This window comes from Halomonas sp. TP35 (genome assembly GCF_052375975.1).
Lineage (GTDB): Bacteria > Pseudomonadota > Gammaproteobacteria > Pseudomonadales > Halomonadaceae > Vreelandella > Vreelandella citrativorans.
The window spans coordinates 148799-165222 of record NZ_JBQSUZ010000002.1 but is presented as its reverse complement, the minus strand read 5'-3'; the positions used below and the strand labels follow the sequence as shown (position 1 = coordinate 165222).

17 protein-coding genes are annotated in these 16424 nt (G+C 54.6%); 4 read left to right on the top strand and 13 right to left on the bottom strand.

What is annotated here, in order from left to right:
- Genes ACT3RU_RS03510 through ACT3RU_RS03500 form a run of 3 tightly spaced genes read right to left on the bottom strand, consistent with a single transcriptional unit; the run spans position 1 to position 2629 of the window.
- Positions 1–204 (bottom strand): hypothetical protein, encoded by a 204-nt coding sequence (locus ACT3RU_RS03510; RefSeq protein WP_087105550.1) that lies wholly within the window; start codon positions 202–204, stop codon positions 1–3.
- A complete protein-coding gene (locus tag ACT3RU_RS03505) occupies positions 201–2258 on the bottom strand; it encodes a 3'-5' exonuclease (RefSeq protein WP_192526498.1) in 2058 nt (685 codons plus the stop codon). Before ACT3RU_RS03505 ends, ACT3RU_RS03510 begins: the two co-directional genes overlap by 4 nt.
- Positions 2255–2629, bottom strand: a complete 375-nt coding sequence (locus ACT3RU_RS03500; protein ID WP_192526499.1) for a response regulator transcription factor — start codon at positions 2627–2629, stop codon at positions 2255–2257. Before ACT3RU_RS03500 ends, ACT3RU_RS03505 begins: the two co-directional genes overlap by 4 nt.
- A gap of 261 nt (positions 2630–2890) precedes the next feature.
- Here ACT3RU_RS03500 and ACT3RU_RS03495 point away from each other — a divergent pair, with 261 nt between their 5' ends.
- Genes ACT3RU_RS03495 through ACT3RU_RS03480 form a run of 4 tightly spaced genes read left to right on the top strand, consistent with a single transcriptional unit; the run spans position 2891 to position 7042 of the window.
- Positions 2891–4567 (top strand): carbon starvation CstA family protein, encoded by a 1677-nt coding sequence (locus tag ACT3RU_RS03495; RefSeq protein ID WP_192526500.1) that lies wholly within the window; start codon positions 2891–2893, stop codon positions 4565–4567.
- Between the two features lie 16 nt (positions 4568–4583).
- Positions 4584–4886: a cory-CC-star protein gene (locus ACT3RU_RS03490; protein ID WP_192526501.1), complete on the top strand. Its 303-nt coding sequence runs from the start codon at positions 4584–4586 to the stop codon at positions 4884–4886.
- 31 nt (positions 4887–4917) lie between these two features.
- A complete protein-coding gene (locus ACT3RU_RS03485; protein ID WP_192526502.1) occupies positions 4918–5925 on the top strand; it encodes an ArsA family ATPase in 1008 nt (335 codons plus the stop codon).
- 43 nt (positions 5926–5968) lie between these two features.
- A complete protein-coding gene (locus ACT3RU_RS03480) occupies positions 5969–7042 on the top strand; it encodes a tRNA-queuosine alpha-mannosyltransferase domain-containing protein (RefSeq protein WP_192526503.1) in 1074 nt (357 codons plus the stop codon).
- Here ACT3RU_RS03480 and ACT3RU_RS03475 read toward each other — a convergent pair.
- The 10 genes from ACT3RU_RS03475 to metG all read right to left on the bottom strand — a co-directional run bounded on the left by ACT3RU_RS03475 (position 7039) and on the right by metG (position 16354).
- Positions 7039–8109, bottom strand: coding sequence for a carboxysome shell carbonic anhydrase (locus ACT3RU_RS03475; protein ID WP_192526504.1), 1071 nt, complete (start codon positions 8107–8109; stop codon positions 7039–7041). The genes ACT3RU_RS03480 and ACT3RU_RS03475 overlap by 4 nt on opposite strands.
- A 22-nt stretch (positions 8110–8131) precedes the next feature.
- A complete protein-coding gene (nth, locus tag ACT3RU_RS03470; RefSeq protein WP_192526505.1) occupies positions 8132–8770 on the bottom strand; it encodes an endonuclease III in 639 nt (212 codons plus the stop codon).
- Positions 8771–8785: 15 nt separating this feature from the next.
- Positions 8786–9487: an electron transport complex subunit E gene (locus ACT3RU_RS03465; protein WP_192526506.1), complete on the bottom strand. Its 702-nt coding sequence runs from the start codon at positions 9485–9487 to the stop codon at positions 8786–8788.
- Positions 9484–10119 (bottom strand): electron transport complex subunit RsxG, encoded by a 636-nt coding sequence (gene rsxG, locus ACT3RU_RS03460; RefSeq protein WP_192526507.1) that lies wholly within the window; start codon positions 10117–10119, stop codon positions 9484–9486. The genes ACT3RU_RS03465 and rsxG overlap by 4 nt, the downstream gene beginning before the upstream one ends.
- Positions 10116–11156 carry an RnfABCDGE type electron transport complex subunit D gene (locus ACT3RU_RS03455; RefSeq protein WP_192526508.1) on the bottom strand — a complete coding sequence of 347 codons (1041 nt, stop codon included), beginning with the start codon at positions 11154–11156 and terminating at the stop codon, positions 10116–10118. The genes rsxG and ACT3RU_RS03455 overlap by 4 nt, the downstream gene beginning before the upstream one ends.
- Complete coding sequence (rsxC, locus tag ACT3RU_RS03450) at positions 11153–12826, bottom strand: electron transport complex subunit RsxC (RefSeq protein ID WP_192526509.1); 1674 nt, start codon at positions 12824–12826, stop codon at positions 11153–11155. The genes ACT3RU_RS03455 and rsxC overlap by 4 nt, the downstream gene beginning before the upstream one ends.
- Positions 12810–13418 (bottom strand): electron transport complex subunit RsxB, encoded by a 609-nt coding sequence (rsxB, locus tag ACT3RU_RS03445; protein WP_192526510.1) that lies wholly within the window; start codon positions 13416–13418, stop codon positions 12810–12812. The genes rsxC and rsxB overlap by 17 nt, the downstream gene beginning before the upstream one ends.
- Positions 13419–13427: 9 nt before the next feature.
- The gene (gene rsxA / locus ACT3RU_RS03440; protein WP_087105536.1) at positions 13428–14009 is read right to left on the bottom strand and encodes an electron transport complex subunit RsxA; all 582 of its coding nucleotides are present in this window, start codon (positions 14007–14009) and stop codon (positions 13428–13430) included.
- Positions 14006–14212, bottom strand: a complete 207-nt coding sequence (locus ACT3RU_RS03435) for a hypothetical protein (protein ID WP_192526511.1) — start codon at positions 14210–14212, stop codon at positions 14006–14008. Before ACT3RU_RS03435 ends, rsxA begins: the two co-directional genes overlap by 4 nt.
- 105 nt (positions 14213–14317) lie before the next feature.
- A complete protein-coding gene (gene metG, locus ACT3RU_RS03430; protein ID WP_192526512.1) occupies positions 14318–16354 on the bottom strand; it encodes a methionine--tRNA ligase in 2037 nt (678 codons plus the stop codon).
- Between the last annotated feature and the right edge of the window lie 70 nt (positions 16355–16424).

The window sequence follows — 16424 nt, the reverse complement described above, 5'->3', positions numbered from 1 at the left end:
TTATCGCCTTTTAGTAGGTTCCATCAGCCACGCGGTCAGGCCAATGATGAACGCCCAGCTGCAGAAAAGATAAAGGGGTAGCCAACCCATACTCACCGAGGGCAGGCGATCAATCACTAGAAGCAGTGGCGGACAGAAAAGCATCAGCGCCAGGGTGACCAGCCCAAGTAAGCGTTCTCGGTAGCGTGAATTTGAAGGCATCATGAGGCGCTGGCATCCTCTTTATCAAACGCACTGGCTTGTAAGGCGAGTAGCTGCTCAAGTGTGGTAATTCCGCGTGCTTCCAAACGAGGTAATAATGCAAGCCAGAGTTCGCCGGTTACGCGAGCATCGCCCAGCGCCGTGTGGCGAAGACCAGGTGGAAGGGTCAAGCCATACCGCTTCACCAAGCTGTCCAGGTCGTGGCCATCCAGTCCTTCATCAAGTGCGCGGGAGATTAATAACGTATCCAGTACGGGCATATCGAATAGCACACCTTTCTGGCTAATCGCGAGCATATCAAACGAAGCGTTGTGGGCGAGCAGGACAGCTTCTCCAATATAATCACGAAAGTGCGTTAACACCTGTTCCAGGCGCGGGGCTTCGTTAACGTCGCTATCGGTGATGCCATGAATCGCGGTGCTGGCGGCAGGAATCGGCTTGTGTGGGTTAACGTAGTGATCAAACACATCGCTGGCTAATAAGCGCCCATTCACAATACGACAGGCGCCGAGGCTAATCACCGTATCGCCTCTGCGCAGCTCAAGCCCGGTTGTTTCAGTATCAAAAATTACTAGCTCCAGGCTACGCAAAGGGCAGCTGGCGAGCGTGGTATCGGGAGAGGGTAGGTCTGCGATACCAAAATCATGAAATTCTGGCCGAGGTGGCGCAGAGCGGGGAGCCGCATTTTGCGCCACGCCAAGAAGCGGTAGCCGCAAGCGTGCGTGCTGGCCGTCGGTGTCTTGCGTGCTCCAGGCATCGCTGGAATGCTGGCGTAATACATCCGCCGCACTTGGACTCAAGGGGAGCGTGTTCAGGGGGTGCATCAGCCACTTGGTAAGCTCGCTCTCGGGTATCGGTTTGCCCTTCCATACAAGGTCGAGGTAGGTGTGTTTAGGGCTAAGCGACACTTCGCCTTCAAATACACTACCCGTAATGTAATCACTCAGGTGTTTAACCAGCGATCCAAAAAGAGCCATCAACGCAGGGGCATCGCCTTTAAACCAGACCGGCATTCCAATGGGGGTGATCAGGCGGTGGGCAGGGTCCAGATAATCATCCAGCATCTGCCAAAAGTCATTGGACCATATTGAGGTAAGCCGCTCACCCTGTTGCTGCATGGCTTCAACAAGTTCACTGACGTTGGTGACTGTTTCACCAAGGGCGCTACTCTCTTCACGCACTACTTGCTCCAGCCGCTGAGCAAGCGAGCCACTTTCATGCGCTGATTGACGCAGTTGGCTTAGTGCATCCGTCGCTGTTACCAGGCTTGCAGTATGTTGGCGCAGAGGTGTGAGCATACGTGCAAGATCGGCCCGTTCACCCCGTTCACTGGCCCAGGCCGCCGTGGCATCGCTGCAGGTTATCAGTGTTTCACCTTGGCTTTCAGGCACCCGACGGATAATGACTTTTAACCAGCGTTGATCACACGGCACCAAAAGCTCACGCGGAGTGCCATTAGCGGGCAGTTGCTCAAGGAGTTGTTGCAAGCTTGCAAGCGGCAATAGGGCTTCCAGACGCTTACCCAAGCCCAGGCCTTGCGTATTCACAAAAAAGCGCTCAGCCGCTTGGTTAAACAGCATTAAACGGCGGTGCTTATCGTAAAGCAGAAGCGGCGTTTCCAGTACCTGCAGCAGCGCCTCAAGCGCTTTACGGATACGGGTTGCGCTTTGGGCGCCCTCAGCACGGGCCTTATGCAATGAATGACGGTCCGAGTGCCAGTTCTCTTGTACCCGGCGTAGATCAGGTGCCAGGCCCTTCAGCCAGCCTTGCGGGGGCCAGGTGTCTTCGATATCAGGATTGGCGGCCAGTCGGGCAAGCTGTGCTTGCAGGCTGCGTAGCGGCGTAAAAAGCAGACGTTCAAGCAGCAAGCCCACTAAGAAAAGTGTGATGCCGCCTGAAAAGCAACCTGCCCAGAGGATAAGCCGGTAGCCACTATGCACGTTCAACTGGCTTTCCAGCCAAGCAGCAAATAAAGCCCCTCCCAAGAGGCTCAAGCCGCTAAGCAGTAGCCAGGCACCCACCAAACGCTGCCGTTTAGGCAGTGCCTTTGGTGTCATGAGGTTTCCTCACCCAGCAGGGTTTGCACTTTCTCAACCAGCGCCTGTGTTGAAAATGGCTTGGTAATATAGGCGTTTGCGCCCAGCGCAAAGCCCTTTTCACGCTCCGCTTCACGGCCATGGGCGGTGAGCATAATTACCGGCAGCTGTACCGTCGCGGTATGGCTGCGTAGTGCTTCCAATACATCAAACCCGCTCATCCCGGGAAGGCTAATATCCAGTAACACAACATCTGGTTCGTTGGCCGCCACACACTCAAGGGCTTGTTCGCCATCCAGCGCGCTGATGACGTCAAACCCTGCCTGCTCCATTAAAAATTCAATCGACAGGACGATGTTCGGTTCATCATCGACCACTAGCACTTTTGTCATGGAGCCCACCGACTGGTTGTTATTTAAAAACGGTTATCTCACTCACTACGAGTGTAGGTAGCGATGCAAGGCAGGCCAAGACGACCTTGGCCGAATAGAAAGCGAGTGCCAGTTTACAACTTTAGGGTGAATAATCGGTGTCAAAGAGATTTAGACATAGACGTAATCAAGAAGCCGTACCAACATATAAACAGAAACACCTAACCTATACGTGCCTTGGTTTTAATAATAAAGAACAATCTTGCCAAAGGAGCCGCGCATATGAGTGCTGTTATCTTGCTGTTAATCGGACTTGGGGCAATGGCGTTAGGATACGTGTTGTATTCTAAATTTATTGCTCAAAAGATCTATCAGTTAGACCCTGATTTCAAAACCCCTGCCCACGAGTTTGAGGATGGCATCGACTATGTGCCGACCAACCGTTTTGTGCTCTGGGGGCATCATTTTACTTCAGTAGCGGGAGCGGCACCCATAGTAGGCCCTGCCATTGCGGTGATATGGGGCTGGGCACCCGCTTTTTTATGGGTGGTGTTCGGTACCATCTTTTTTGCCGGTGTACACGATTTTGGCGCTATATGGGCCAGCGTACGCAATAAGGCTAAATCGGTAGGCGCCTTAACGGGCGATGTAGTCGGCAAGCGGGCACGCAGCATTTTTATGATCGTTATTTTCCTTGTGCTGCTCATGGTTAATGCCGTGTTTGCCGTGGTGATTGCCGGCTTAATGATGAACTTTCCTAGTGCGGTGGTACCGGTTTGGGGAGCGATTTTTGTGGCACTGATCATTGGCCAACTGATCTACCGGCGGATAATGAGTCTAACCGTGGTATCGGTATTAGGCGTTATTGCTCTTTATGCGCTTATTGGTATTGGCCCGATGGTGCCTGTTCAAATGCCTGCTGAAGTCGCTGGGCTGTCGGGTAACGCTATCTGGATTGTGATTCTGTTTGGCTATGCAGCCATTGCTTCGCTATTGCCCGTATGGATGCTGCTGCAGCCACGAGACTATATCAATGGTTTGCAGCTATTTATCGGCCTGCTGATTCTTTATGGAGCGCTGGTGCTGCTGAACCCAACGCTGGTCGCGCCAGCCTTTAACAGCAATGTGCCTGCCGGTACACCTTCGATGATTCCGCTGCTTTTTGTAACGATTGCCTGTGGGGCAATATCGGGTTTCCACGGGCTGGTATCTTCAGGTACTACGTCCAAACAGCTTAATAAAGAAACCGATGCGCGGTTCGTGGGCTACTTTGGGGCGGTAGGCGAGGGGATGCTAGCGCTAGCGGCTATTTTGGCCGCGACGGCAGGGTTTGCGACATTTGGCGATTGGCAGACAATGTACAGCGCCTTTGGCCAGGGCGGCGTTAACGCCTTTGTGGAAGGGGGCGCATTTATTATTCATAACGGTATTGGACTGCCTGAGGCTACTGCCGCGACGCTGTTAACGGTAATGGCCGCGCTTTTTGCAGGTACCACCATGGATACTGGCTTACGCTTGCAGCGCTATATTTTCCAGGAGTGGGGGGATATTTATAACCAGCCGTGGATGAAAAAACCGGCACTTGCGACAGGGCTGGCGGTGGGAACCTGCTTGTTGTTGGCATTCGGGGCTGGCGGCGCGGATGGTTCTGGCGGTTTGATTATCTGGCCGCTTTTTGGCACCACCAACCAGTTGCTTGCCGGGTTAACGCTGTTGATTATTACCGTCATGCTGGTACGTCTGCGGCGGCCCATGTGGTACACCCTGGCGCCCCTGTGCTTTTTGCTGGTAATGACCATATTGGCATTACTCATTCAGCTTCGCACTTTCTGGGACCAAGGCAACATGTTCCTGCTGGTGATGGATATTGTGGTGCTAATGGCAGCCGTTCTAGTCGCGATGGAGTGTGCCGCGGCGCTTAAACGCTCGCGTGCCGAAATGGCAGCCCAAGGTGACTAAATAAGAGGGCATCTTAATGCGCGATGACTCGACTAAAAAGCTGTTATCCAAGCGCGATACGTTGCGGGCCTGGCTAGGCCAGGCCCGCTTTTTTACCGAAGAGGTCTATAGCGCGCGCTATCGTGGGGCGATTGCGCGGGCGCGCCGTGATGAAGATGACCTGTTCATGCTGCTGGTTTTTTCAGAAATGATGGGGGTACCCAACCCCGCCGCCTACTACACACTGGAATTGCAGCCGCTGCTGCTTGAACGTTTTCATGACTGGCATACGCGAATGGGCATGGAGCATTCGCCGCTGGACCATTTTCGCTGTTGCTAGCCCCCTAAACAAGCCCATGGACAGGTAGCCTATGCAATCAGTTCTCAACCGCCGCCTGCTGTGGGTAGGTGGTAAAGGCGGCGTAGGTAAAACAACCGTCGCGGCCTCTTTGGCAATTCTTGCGGCCAGGCGTAACAAGCGCGTGCTGGTGGTTTCAACTGACCCCGCCCATAGCCTGGGCGATGTGTTCGATAGAACGTTAGGCGATACGCCGCGTCGCTTGCTGCCTAATCTGGATGCCATGGAGATTGATCCTGATAGTGAGGTTGAAGCGCATTTAAATAGAGTCACCCAGCAAATGCGCCGCTTCGCCGCGCCTGAAATGATGCAGGAGCTAGAGCGGCAAATGCGCCTGACGCGTCAATCCCCTGGCACTCAGGAAGCGGCCCTACTTGAGCGGCTGGCGCGGCTGATTCTGGATGACGATGCACCTTATGACTTGGTGATTATCGATACGGCGCCCACTGGACATACGCTGCGCCTATTAACCCTGCCCGAAGCCATGGCGGCCTGGACGGATGGACTGTTGGCACATAATCGGAAATCGGCTGAATTGAGCGGTGTGCTTAAGCATCTCACTCCATCACGTGGGCAGGATGTGGCCACTCCCTTTGATAACCCCACAGAAGATGCGCTTTCCGGTCTGGATGAGCGTACCCGCGAGGTGGCGGAAACGCTGATCAACCGTCGGCGGCTGTTTCACCAAGCACGGCGTCGTATAGAGGATGCCAAGGCGTGCAGCTTTTTATTCGTCATGACGCCGGAGCGACTGCCTATCCTTGAGACACAGCGAGCTGTCAGCGCCTTGGAAGAGGTTAATATCAACGTGGCGGGCGTACTGGTTAACCGGGTGATACCTAAAGAAGCGGACGGTGCCTTTTTGCAGGCACGACGCGCGCAAGAGGCCACTTATCTTGAACGCATTGATACGCTGTTTAAACACCTTTCCCGGCCCACGCTGCCGTGGTTAGCGACCGATGTACAAGGGATCGACGTGTTAGAATCGCTGGCTGATAAGCTGGAGCACCAGGGTTTTTAATGCCAGGGTTTTTAATACCAGAGCTTTTAAAACAAGGGTTTTAATGCGCGTTCTACTACTTTCGGCGTACGAAGCGGTGAGCCACCGTTACTGGGCAGACAGTTTAATGGCCAACCTCCCTGAGATAACATGGCAAACATTAAATTTACCGCCGCGTCACTTTGCTTGGCGAATTCGCGGAAACCCGCTTAGCTGGTGGCTAAAAGAGCATGACACACTTAGCCAATCCTATGATGTCGTGTTGGCAACGTCGATGGTGGATCTGGCGACGCTTCTGGGGCTTTTCCCTCATTTGGGCCAGGCCAGGAAAATTGTCTATTTTCACGAAAACCAGTTTGCCTATCCGGAATCGAGCGACCAGATGCCTCAGGTAGAGGCAAAAATGGTGAATCTCTATGCAGCGCTTGCCGCCGATACCGTTGTTTTTAACACTGCCTATAACCGCGACTCGTTTTTTACCGGCGTGCGGGCATTCTTAAAGAAAATGCCCGAAAACCTGCCCGCGGCCAAGCCGCTTGAGGCATTAAGCTCACGTGCTCTCGTACTGCCCGTACCGATTTCACCACTGGCCGAAACGCATACGGATGGCCGGGTTTCACGGCGTATAGTGTGGAACCATCGCTGGGAGTATGACAAAAACCCGGATGACTTTTTCAATACGTTAATAGCGCTAAGCGAGCAGGGCATTGATTTTGAGTTAGCCGTATTGGGTCAGCGTTTTCGGCAAACACCGCCTATTTTTGATATCGCCCAGGAGAAACTAGCCGCGCATAGTGTGGCCTGGGGCCCGCAGCCGGAACCGCAATACCGCGAGCTGTTAGCGACCGCCGGGATTGTAGTCTCGACGACCTGGCATGAGTTTCAGGGCTTGGCCATTATGGAAGCTGCCCAGCGCGGAGCCTTGCCGCTAGTGCCCGATAGGCTCTGTTTTCCTGAGCTATATCCGGATGCTTACCATTATGATGGTACGCCAGACGGCCTTTATGAGCGTTTGCATGCGTGGCTTAGCACGCCCGATTCGCGGCCAGGGGAGATAAACACGCAGGCCTGGGAATGGCCCGCCTGGCGCGATGCGTACCGCGCACTATTACAGCCAGGCTTATCGCTACCGCGTTAGTCCAGGGAATCCAGCCGTCGGGTTGGCCAGTGAACGACAGCCGTATGGCGGCGCATTTTTTGGGCAAGGTGCGGATGCTCCCGCCGAATGACCTGCTCGGCGAACTCGGATAAAAAACGCGACTTCAGCATCGCCCGGGCACGATCCACACCGCTATGCTGATACGGCGTTGAGGCAAGCAGCATAAAACCATCATCGGGGATCTTGCCGGCCTGCATATTGGCTTCAATAATCGTGGCGGCCGTACCAATCGGTTCAGCCAGGTCGGGCCCGTAAGGCCCAATAATCAGTGCGGTATTAGGCAAGTGCAAAAAGTCGAACCCACGGCCAATACAGATCGCCCACTCGCGATGCTCGATATCCAGTTCGCGTTCAACGCCCTGAAGGTCATTGACATGCGCTAGGTTACCTTTCAATAAAGGCAGTAAATCCCGGCGTATGTCCGCAGGCATATCAGGGAAAATAGCCTGTAGATGCGCGGTGAGTGCTTCTGTGGGCTGCCCAACCCATTCGCGTACATCCAATACTGCGTTGTCCTGACCGTGAAGGATGAGGGCGTCGCTATCCGTTTCAAAGCCACACACCAACGGGTATACCTGCTGATGATCTTCCCCAAATAGCTGACCGGCTTGGCGGGCAATCGCATACGCGTGCGCTTTGGCGGCTTGGGTGTCGCAATCGAACCCAGCGCATCCACGCGCCGGGTTGCCCTCGGAAAAGTGGTAGGTAATCAATAAAAGCGTGGCTCGCCCAGCGTTCGCGGCTTCAATAACGGTATCGGTGAGTAGCTCACCCAAATATGGCCAACCCAAATCGAAAATCCCGCCAAGGTTACGAAACGGGGTAATGATGCCGAGCGGTGTGCGGGTAGCATGTGGGATATGGATACGCCCATCCATACATTTCATGACCACAATCGACGTAGGGTGTTGCGCCAGGTAGCGTTGGCGTGAAAGCCAGGCACCTGCACTGCCAAAGTGGTCCGCGTGCTGACGGGAGAGCGCAAATAGCGCGTCAATACGCTGCTCAATGGGTTGGTCATGTAGCAAAGTGGCAGGCATCGGCATAGGAGTCTCCTGTTAACGTAAGCTAGGCGAGTTCGATTTTGTCGGGGTACTCACACAGGTCTTCGATAATACAGCTTCCGCAACGCGGTTTGCGCGCAATGCAGGTATATCGACCGTGGAGAATCAACCAGTGGTGAGCATCCTGTTTAAACTCCCTGGGCACATGGCGTATTAACTTCTGCTCGACTTCAACTACATTTTTGCCTTTGGCGATGCCGGTACGGTTCGATACACGAAAGATATGCGTATCTACGGCAATAGTGGGCTGCCCGAACGCTGTATTCAAAATCACATTGGCGGTTTTACGCCCAACCCCCGGCAGTGCTTCTAACGCACTGCGCGTGTCGGGCACGACGCCGCCGTGCTGGTTGACCAGAATATGGCAGGTCTTCATCAAGTTCTCTGCTTTGGTGTTATACAGGCCGATGGTCTTGATATGCGCTTTAAGCTGATCAATCCCCAAGTCAATAATAGCCTGAGGCGTATTGGCAACGGGGTAGAGCCGTGCGGTGGCTTTATTGACGCCGACATCGGTGGCTTGTGCGGAAAGTAAAACCGCCGCAAGTAGCTCAAAAGGGGTAGTCCAGTTGAGCTCTGTTGTCGGGTGCGGGTCTGCTGCCTGAAGGCGAGCAAAAATTTCATGACGCTTTTGGGCATTCATAGCGTGTCTCTACGGTTACTTGATGATGCCGGTGACCCGGACGCGGCGCTCTGTTCGTGGGGTGGCCGCTGAAGGCAAGGCGCGTGCGGCGCGTCGTTGGTCTATCACGTTTTTTAGCGCGATCAGCATCCCGGCCACAAAAAATGCGCCAGGTGGCAGCACGAAAAACAGAAATTGATAGTCGTCTACCAGGGTAAGTTGCCAATTGGCCGCGATAGGACCAAGCAGCAACGCCATATCACTAAATAGCGTGCCTTGGCCCAATAGCTCACGCAGCCCGCCAAGCAGCACTAAAACGCTACCGAAACCAACGCCCATCATCAGGCCATCAAGCGCTGCAAGCCCGACCGGTTGGCGGGAGGCAAACGCATCGGCACGCCCTAAAATGGCGCAGTTGGTGACGATTAGCGGAATAAAAATACCCAGCAGTTGATAGAGCGGATAGGCATAGGCGGCCATCAATAGTTCAGCACAGGTAACAAACGCCGCGATGATCATGACAAAGGCCGGTAGCCGAACGGCATTCGGCACTTGGTGACGTACCAGCGATACGGCGGTATTGGCGCCTACCATGACAAACAGCGTGGCGATGGCTAACCCTAGCGAGTTAACCACGGTTGTGCTGACGGCCAGCAGTGGACACAGCCCCAGCAACTGGACTAATGCCGGATTATTGCTCCAAAGCCCGTCACGGGTCAGCGCTTGCCATTGGCTCATCGAATCGGCTCCTCAATGTTACCCGGTAGCGGTGTATTGGCGGCGTACTCTAAAGCGTTATGAACGGCCTCAATAACGGCGCGAGGTGTAATGGTTGCGCCGGTAAAACCATCAAACTGGCCGCCCTCTTTTTTAACGGCCCAGGCATTTGGTGGCAGTTCATCAAGGCTTAATCCGTTAAAGCGGGTAATCCAGTCGCTGCGCTGGCGCTCAATCTTATCACCGAGGCCAGGGGTTTCCTGATGGTAGGTCACGCGTACACCGCTAATACGCTGCTGCTCATCTATCCCTAGCAGTAAACCAATTTCTCCGCTGTAACCCTTGCGTGTAATCACTGGCAGAATAGTAACGCGGTGATCCCCACGGGTGATTTTCCAACCTGTCACTGGCGTTCGGTGTCCCAGGGCGGCGGCATTGGGCAAGTTAAAGGCGCTGTCCAGCACTTGATCCGTCGGTGTATTGGCTAATGCTTGGGGCAGTACCTCTTGCAGCTGGCGGAGCTGGTAAGCCTGCTGATGCTCAGTAATACGATCAGCCGTTAAAGCACGGGTTACCGCGACGCTGCCTGCCGTCACGAGCGCGAAGATACCCAGCGTTAAAGCGCCACGCCGCATGGCGATAATGGGCGTCATCGTAATGCTCCTGGCGCGCCTTTTGAGTGGCCTGCAGGACGTGGCACGGTGTACAGATCAATCAATGGGACGCACAGATTCATCAACAAAACGGCAAAGGCCACCGCATCTGGGTAGCCCCCTAGATTACGAATCACAATTATCAGCACCCCAATGCCCATGCCATACAGCAATTTGCCGCGCTGGCTGGTCGCCGCGGATACCGGATCGGTGGCAATAAAGAAAGCCCCAAACAGCGCCGCACCGGTTAGCAGGTGAAAAAGAGGCGATGCAAAACGGTTAGAGTCAATCAGATGAAACAGCGCTGCCAGCGCTAACAAGCTACCTAACAGGGCGATGGGGATGTGCCAACTAATAATCCGTTTAAACAGCAGCAGCACCCCGCCTACAAGCCAGGCCAGGCTGATGCTGTACCAGGCAGTGAGCGTTTGATCGGGTAGCGGAGCGCTTAACCAGAACTGCTGGGCAGAGAGCCCTTCGGCTTTATGTTTGAACGCATCCAATGGCGTTGCACCGCTAAGCGCATCAAGCTGTGAAGTAGGCAGTGTTCCGAGAATTTGGGTCCAAAGCGTATCGCTAATGAGTGGCTGAGGTGGCGCCCATAGCGTCATGTACGTAGGGAATGAGACCAGCAATAGCGCATAGCCTGCCATGGCCGGATTAAATGGATTATGCCCCAAGCCACCATACAGCTGCTTGGCAATCACCACCGCGGCTATCATACCGACCCCAATTAGCCACCACGGGCTTGCCGGGGGGAGCGAGGCACCCAGCAGTACGCCGGTAAGTAGAGCGCTGGTATCCGTTAAGGCTGGTGCGATGGGGCGGTTGCGAAGACGCAGCATGCCCGCCTCCAGAAGAGCTCCCATAATGGCCGCCAGGGTGATATTGCTGAGCACGCCCAAGCCAAAGTAATACGTCATGGCCAACACGCCAGGCAGCGTGGCAATCACCACCCAGCGCATTAATAACGCCGTTGCTGGTATTGTTGACTTGGCAGAGGAGGCGCTTACTTGTGATGCGTGAAACATACTCATGGGGTGTCCTCCGCGGTCGGTGCTTTAGCACTTTCACGCGCTTGCGCCAGCTGCAAATCGGCGGCCTTAAGATTTTCCTGGGCGGTCGCCAGCAGCGTTTCCAGGTCTTCATGAGATTGCTGTGGCTCTTGCTGCGCTGCCCGCGCGAGCACTTTTTCGGCTTTTCTAACCGCTGCCTTGGCCGCCGTCTGGGCAATACGCAGGCTGCGCAAGTCGGCTGGAGGCGCGCTGGTGCTTTCGTTACTGGCGTTGCCGTCGGTGGGCTTGTTGTGCGCTAGCCGAGCCTGGCGGCGCGCCTGTTTTTCTGCCTCTTCTCGGGCCAGGCGTGCCTGGCGAAACTCGAAGCGATGCTTGGCATGTTCGGCCTTGGCTGCTTCAATTTGTTGGTAGCGAAGGCGACGTTTGGCGTCGCGGTAATCATCGACCAGCGGAATATGGCTGGGGCAAACATAGCTACAGGCGCCACATTCGATGCAGTCAAAAAGGTGATGGCTCGTTAGCTTATCGTCGTCCTGGGCGCGGGCGTACCAGTGCAGCTGCTGAGGAAGAAGCTGGGCGGGGCATACACTTTCACACGCCCCGCAGCGAATACAGGGTGATTCCATCGGCGCAGGCGGCAGTTCGTCAGGCGTTGCCGCAATCAGGCAGTTGGTGGTCTTTGTGACGGGCGTATTAAGCGTTTCAAGTGAGGTGCCCATCATCGGTCCACCCAGGATTACGCGGCTGAGCCGGGTGCTATCAAGCCTTGCATGGGATAAAAGCGTCTCAATAGACGTCCCCAAACGCACCCAGTAGTTACCCGGTTGAGTAATGGCTTCCCCGGTTAGCGTCACCATCCGCTCAACCAGCGGTTGGCCATCACGCACCGCGTAAAGTGCTGCCAGTAGCGTGCCGGGGTTGTGGCAAAGCACCCCAACATCTGCCGGTAGGCCTTGGCTGGGTACCGTTCGGTTCAATAGCTTTTTAATTAACTGTCGCTCGCTGCCACTTGGGTAACGAGTAGGGATAACGGTCAGCGTCACGCGGGCTGGCTGGCTGTCTGGAAGGGCATGCTCCAAGGCGGCAATGGCCTCGGGCTTATTATCTTCAATGCCGATGATGATCTGCTGGGCACCGCATAAGGCAGCGATGAGCTGTGCGCCTTCCAGCACGTCGTTTGGATAATTCCGTAATGTGAGGTCATCGGCCGTAATGTAAGGCTCGCATTCGGCGGCGTTAATCACCAGCGTGTCGATAGCATGCCGCTCAATCACGCGAGCCTTGATATGGGTCGGGAACCCGGCACCACCTAACCCGACCACACCGCTGTCATCCAGCCGCGTAAGCAGCGTAGGTGCATCCGTCTTGCGCCAATCAAGCGGGGGTAGATATTGCCAGGTATCCTGGCCATCGCTGTCTATGTGAATAGCAGCGCTATCAACATGACCAACCGTGCCACTCACTGTCGCGTGAACATCTGCGGATATCAAACCATCGCGCTTGGCGATCAGGCTGCCAACGCGAACATGATCGCCCCGGGCCACGCAGGGGGTGGCGGGGCGGCCGCTATGCTGGCACAGAGGAAGGATGACCTGCGACGGTAACGGGGCACGTCGCAACGGTGATAGCGTTGAACGGTCCTTTCGCTCCGGTGGGTAGATGCCGCCTGGGAAATCAAATGGGTGTAACATCTGGCCCCCTTGTTGCTGGTGTACGGTCGCTTGCAATGACGCCAGTGGGTAAAACAACGGGCTGCCACTGGCCAAGCGGCGTGCTCCGGGGCAGCATGTCGATACAGTCTACCGGGCATGGGTCAACGCATAAGTCACAGCCTGTGCACTCATCCTCAATCACGGTGTGCATCTGCTTGGCCGCGCCAATAATGGCATCCACTGGACACGCCTGAATGCACTTGGTGCAGCCAATGCACTCGGCCTCGCGGATATATGCCACATTGGCTTCGCTGGGCACCTCGCCATCAAGTGGCTCAGGCTCACGGCCTAGTAGATCTGCCAAGGCATGAATGGTTGCCTCGCCACCGGGCGGGCACTTGTTGAGTGCGTCACCCTTATTAACCGCTTCGGCGTAAGGGCGGCAGCCTGGGTAACCGCATTGGCCGCACTGAGTTTGGGGCAGCAGCGCATCAATCTGATCGACAAGCGGGTGCTCATCGCCCTTGAAGCGCTCGCTAACAGCCCCTAAAAGGGCGCCGAAGCCGACCCCCAGGCCAGTGAGTATGCCAATGGCGCTGACAATACCCCAGAGAGAAAACGTATCGCTCATGGTATTGAATTACCCTTGGGTTAAACCGGAAAAACCGAGAAAGGCGAGTGACATCAAGCTGGCAGTGATCATGGCAATAGCCGCACCCTTGAACGGTTTGGGAATATCCGCCCCGGCCAAACGCTCACGCATGGCGGCAAACAGCACCAGAATCAATGAAAAACCGAGTGCCGCCCCAAGCCCATAAAGCGTAGTATGGAAAAAGCTTAACTCGCGGTTGAGCGAGAGCAGGGCAACACCCAACACCGCACAGTTGGTCGTGATCAAGGGCAGAAAGATGCCCAGCACTTGATGCAGCAGCGGGCTTAAATGGCGCACCATAATCTCGGTGAACTGGACAACCGCAGCAATCACTACAATAAAGCTGATGGTGCGCAAATAGGTTACATCCAGCGGCACCAACAAGCCGTAATAGACAACGTAGCTGGCAGCAGAGGCGAGTGTTAACACGAAGGTGGTTGCCAGCGACATGCCCATGGCAGATTCCAGCTTATTGGAAACCCCCATAAACGGACAGAGCCCCAAAAACTGCACCAAGACAAAATTATTGACCAGCGCGGTGCTGATCAAAATGATGAATAACTCACTCATAGCGACGTATCGTGGCTGACAACAGAAAAATCAGCGTTAGGCAGTGTGAATATCTTGACCTGATGATGTCCTGCCGTTTTGGCATTAGAAAGCACTTGATCGGCGATGCTCATCATGACTAACGAGCATAGTGCGAGCAAGAGCACACCACTCAACGCTACTAACAATTGAAAACGCAGTGATTGAGAGAAGTGCCGACGCATAATCAGGCCTAAACGGAGAGTCTTTTAAAAGGTTTATTAAGCAATACACGTAAGAAGGGGGTAGAGCTTGGTCGTCTCTACCCCCCGGAAGTGCTTGAAGGTCGGCTACATTACACGTTGGCCGGGTTCGGCACCAGCGTCAGGTGAAAGCAGATAAATGCCGTCTTTATTGGCAGAGGCGAGCACCATGCCTTCGGAAAGACCAAAACGCATTTTACGCGGCGCAAGGTTGGCTGCCATGACGGTAAGACGCCCCTCAAGCGCCTCAGGCGCATAGGCGCTGCGAATGCCGGAGAAAACATTGCGGGTTTCACCGCCTAAATCCAGCGTTAATTGCAGCAGCTTGTCCGCGCCCTCTACGTACTGTGCCTTCGTAATCCGGGCAATGCGCAGATCTACCTTGGCAAAGTCGTCAAAGCTAATTTCGGCGGCAATGGGGTCGTCTGCTAGAGGCCCTTTGGGAGCTTCTTTAAGCTTTTGCTCTTCCACCAGATCCTCCTTGGAGGCTTCAATCATGGCGTCAATTTTGTCACGCTCTACGCGGGTCATAAGAGGTTTGAATTTCTCCACCTCATGATTAACCAGCACATTATGACGGCTTTCCCAGTTAAGCGAATCAAGCTTCAAGAAGACTTGTGCCTGAGCGGCCATGGTGGGTACCACGGGGGCTAAGTACACCATCAGCTGGCGGAAGAGGTTGATGCCGACGGAACAAATCTCAAGCACTTCTTGGTCACGGCCATCTTGCTTAGCGAGCGCCCAAGGCTCTTTCTCAGCAATATAGGTATTGGCTTCATCCGCCAGCTCCATGATTTTACGCATGGCGCGGCTAAATTCGCGTGCTTCAAAATCTTCAGCGATCTCATCGCCCGCGGCAATAAACCGAGCGACCATCTGCGGTTCGGCGCAGTGCGCTGAAAGGGTGCCGCCACCTAACTTTTTAACGAACCCGGCGCAGCGGCTGGCAATGTTAACCACTTTGCCCACGAGGTCTGAGTTAACCCGTGCGGCAAAATCATCCAGGTTGAGGTCCAGGTCATCCACTTTGGACGTCAGCTTTGCAGCGAAGTAATAGCGCAAGTACTCGGGATTCAAGTAATCGGCATAGGTCGCAGCTTTGATAAAGGTGCCGCGCGACTTCGACATTTTGGCGCCATCTACGGTCAAAAAGCCGTGGCAATTTACCGCGGAGGGCGTGCGTAAATCAGCGCCATGCAGCATGGCTGGCCAGAAAAGCGCGTGGAAATAGACAATGTCTTTCCCAATAAAGTGGTAGATCTCGGCGTTGGAGTCTTTATTCCAGTAGCTATCGAAATCAATGCCGTCACGATCACACAAATTCTTGAAGCTGGCTAAGTAACCGATAGGGGCATCAAGCCATACATAAAAGTATTTGCCCGGCGCATCGGGGATTTCAAACCCGAAATAGGGCGCATCACGGGAGATATCCCATTCGTTAAAGCCTGATTCAAACCACTCCATCAGCTTGTTACGAATCTGTGGCTGCACGTGGCCATCGTTGATCCAACGCTGCAGGAACTCGGCAAAGTCCGGCAATTTAAAGAAGTAATGGGTTGAAGAGCGTACTTCCGGAGTTGCGCCGGAAATGGCGGATACCGGATTGATCAAATCAGCGGGGGTGTAAGTGGCACCACACTTTTCGCAATTATCACCGTACTGGTCGTCAGTGCCACATTTCGGACAGGTGCCTTTGATGAAGCGGTCCGCCAGGAACAGGCCTTTTTGCGGGTCGTACATCTGCTCTATATCGCGGGTGGCGATATGGCCTTTATCACGCAGACGCTTATAGATAACCTCACTGAGGTGCCGGTTCTCTTCCGAATGCGTGGAATGGTAGTTATCAAAGTCAACGTTGAAGCGAGCGAAGTCTTCCTGGTGATCGCGTGAGACGCGGTCAATCAAGGCTTCAGGCGTAATGCCTTCCTGCTCGGCACGCAGCATGATGGCCGTACCATGAGCGTCGTCGGCGCAAACGTAGTAGCACTGCTGGCCACGGCTTTTCTGAAAACGTACCCAGATATCGGTTTGGATATATTCAAGTAAGTGACCGAGGTGGATCGCTCCGTTAGCGTAGGGGAGCGCGCTGGTCACCAGAATATTGCGCGTGGCAGAGTTAGACATGGTGAATGATAATTCCGGTTAGGCGATAACAATAAAACGGCGAAGTTAGCCGGCAGATGGCCGGTAACAA

Bases quoted from the DNA above. Each gene is read 5' to 3' on its own strand.
- ACT3RU_RS03510 (WP_087105550.1), bottom strand. From the start codon at position 204: ATGATGCCTTCAAATTCACGCTACCGAGAACGCTTACTTGGGCTGGTC.
- ACT3RU_RS03505 (WP_192526498.1), bottom strand. From the start codon at position 2,258: ATGACACCAAAGGCACTGCCTAAACGGCAGCGTTTGGTGGGTGCCTGG.
- ACT3RU_RS03500 (WP_192526499.1), bottom strand. From the start codon at position 2,629: ATGACAAAAGTGCTAGTGGTCGATGATGAACCGAACATCGTCCTGTCG.
- ACT3RU_RS03495 (WP_192526500.1), top strand. From the start codon at position 2,891: ATGAGTGCTGTTATCTTGCTGTTAATCGGACTTGGGGCAATGGCGTTA.
- ACT3RU_RS03490 (WP_192526501.1), top strand. From the start codon at position 4,584: ATGCGCGATGACTCGACTAAAAAGCTGTTATCCAAGCGCGATACGTTG.
- ACT3RU_RS03485 (WP_192526502.1), top strand. From the start codon at position 4,918: ATGCAATCAGTTCTCAACCGCCGCCTGCTGTGGGTAGGTGGTAAAGGC.
- ACT3RU_RS03480 (WP_192526503.1), top strand. From the start codon at position 5,969: ATGCGCGTTCTACTACTTTCGGCGTACGAAGCGGTGAGCCACCGTTAC.
- ACT3RU_RS03475 (WP_192526504.1), bottom strand. From the start codon at position 8,109: ATGCCGATGCCTGCCACTTTGCTACATGACCAACCCATTGAGCAGCGT.
- nth (WP_192526505.1), bottom strand. From the start codon at position 8,770: ATGAATGCCCAAAAGCGTCATGAAATTTTTGCTCGCCTTCAGGCAGCA.
- ACT3RU_RS03465 (WP_192526506.1), bottom strand. From the start codon at position 9,487: ATGAGCCAATGGCAAGCGCTGACCCGTGACGGGCTTTGGAGCAATAAT.
- rsxG (WP_192526507.1), bottom strand. From the start codon at position 10,119: ATGACGCCCATTATCGCCATGCGGCGTGGCGCTTTAACGCTGGGTATC.
- ACT3RU_RS03455 (WP_192526508.1), bottom strand. From the start codon at position 11,156: ATGAGTATGTTTCACGCATCACAAGTAAGCGCCTCCTCTGCCAAGTCA.
- rsxC (WP_192526509.1), bottom strand. From the start codon at position 12,826: ATGTTACACCCATTTGATTTCCCAGGCGGCATCTACCCACCGGAGCGA.
- rsxB (WP_192526510.1), bottom strand. From the start codon at position 13,418: ATGAGCGATACGTTTTCTCTCTGGGGTATTGTCAGCGCCATTGGCATA.
- rsxA (WP_087105536.1), bottom strand. From the start codon at position 14,009: ATGAGTGAGTTATTCATCATTTTGATCAGCACCGCGCTGGTCAATAAT.
- ACT3RU_RS03435 (WP_192526511.1), bottom strand. From the start codon at position 14,212: ATGCGTCGGCACTTCTCTCAATCACTGCGTTTTCAATTGTTAGTAGCG.
- metG (WP_192526512.1), bottom strand. From the start codon at position 16,354: ATGTCTAACTCTGCCACGCGCAATATTCTGGTGACCAGCGCGCTCCCC.